This is a genomic window from Methylobacterium sp. J-070 (assembly GCF_022829385.1).
Taxonomy (GTDB): Bacteria; Pseudomonadota; Alphaproteobacteria; order Rhizobiales; family Beijerinckiaceae; genus Methylobacterium.
Genome location: NZ_JAKSXX010000131.1, coordinates 1 through 1,413, shown reverse-complemented (window position 1 = coordinate 1,413; position 1,413 = coordinate 1). Strand labels below are relative to the sequence as shown.

2 protein-coding genes are annotated in these 1,413 nt (G+C 66.6%); both read left to right on the top strand.

The features are described from left to right. Positions 1-143 precede the first annotated feature (143 nt). A complete protein-coding gene (locus MKL01_RS13180; RefSeq protein WP_243905676.1) occupies positions 144-653 on the top strand; it encodes a MucR family transcriptional regulator in 510 nt (169 codons plus the stop codon). A gap of 121 nt (positions 654-774) precedes the next feature. Continuing rightward, on the top strand, positions 775-1,413 hold a 639-nt coding region (locus tag MKL01_RS13175; RefSeq protein ID WP_243905675.1), incomplete at its 3' end, for an outer membrane protein.

Genomic DNA, 1,413 nt, shown 5'->3' with positions numbered 1-1,413 from the left:
CTACAACCGCGTCCGGCCGCATTCGTCCCTGGGCTATCGGCCGCCCGCGCCTGTCAGCTACCCGGATCTGGCCTTCCGGCTACCCATCGCCGCCACCATGCAGTAGCCTCTCAATCGGCTCGGTCCAAAATACCGGTCAGGTCATGGACGAGAACGTAGAAACAATCGGGCGACCTGCATCCGACTACACCGAACTGACGACCAGCCTTGTTGCGGCCTATGTGTCGAACAACCGCGTTCAGCCTAGCGAGATCGGCGCGCTGATCGCCAGCACGCACGCTGCGCTCACGGGGCTCGGCAATGCCGGTGCACCCGCCGCTGCTGTTGCTGAGAAGCTGACGCCCGCCCAGATCCGGAAATCGATCACGCCGGACGCGCTGATCAGCTTCATCGACGGCAAGCCGTACAAGACGCTGAAGCGGCATCTCACCGGCAACGGCATGACCGTCGAGCAGTACCGGGAGCGCTTTGGGCTGCCGCGCGACTACCCAACGACGGCGGCTAGCTACTCGGCCATGCGCGCCGAGTTTGCCCGGAGCAGCAGGCTTGGCCATCAGCGTTTCAAGGCGGCTGCGGCGCCCGCTGAGACCGTCCCCGAGAAGCCGAAACGGGCTGGTCGGTCGCGGAAGGCGAAGGACGCTGCCGAGTCGTAGAGCGACTGATCGCGGGCGCGCCACGCTTTTGCCGCAAGTGTGGCAGAGAGGCGACAGCTTGGCTGTGGAAAACCAGCTACCCTGATCGGTGATCGGGCATCTTGCTGGGGAAATCACAGTCATGAAAAAGCTTCTGGCGACACTGGCCGCGTTCACCGCGCTCACCGCCGCTGCCTCGGCAGCCGACCTGCCGCGCCGCGCCCCGCCGCCGATCTTCACCCCGGTGCCGGTGTTCACCTGGACGGGCGCCTACTTCGGTATCAACGCCGGCTACGCGTTCGACGCCAGCAGCAACAATGCCGGCCCGTCCTTCGCGGTGCCAGCACCGTTCGCCACAGCCGGGACGACCGCGACCTTCCGCCAGCAGAACCAGGAAGGCTTCTCGGGCGGCGGCCAGGTCGGCTACAACTACCAGTTCACCCCGGGCTCGGGCGTGGTCATCGGCATCGAGGCCGACGCCCAGTACCTCGACTTCGGGCGCAACCGGAACAGTGCTTTCATCACGGGCGGCTTGGTCAACCCGGCTTTCTACGTGACTGACCCACGCGGCCTGTCGAGCCTCGACTTCTTCGGCACCGTGCGCGGCCGCCTCGGCTACGCCTTCGACCGCACCCTCGTTTACGGCACCGGCGGCTTCGCCTACGGCTCAGGCAGCGCTGACCGCTCCTTCGGGGGCTACGCCACCAACGACAGCTTCCGCACCGGCTACGCCGTCGGCGGCGGCGTCGAGTACGCCCTCCCCACCGACTCGTTCCTGAAC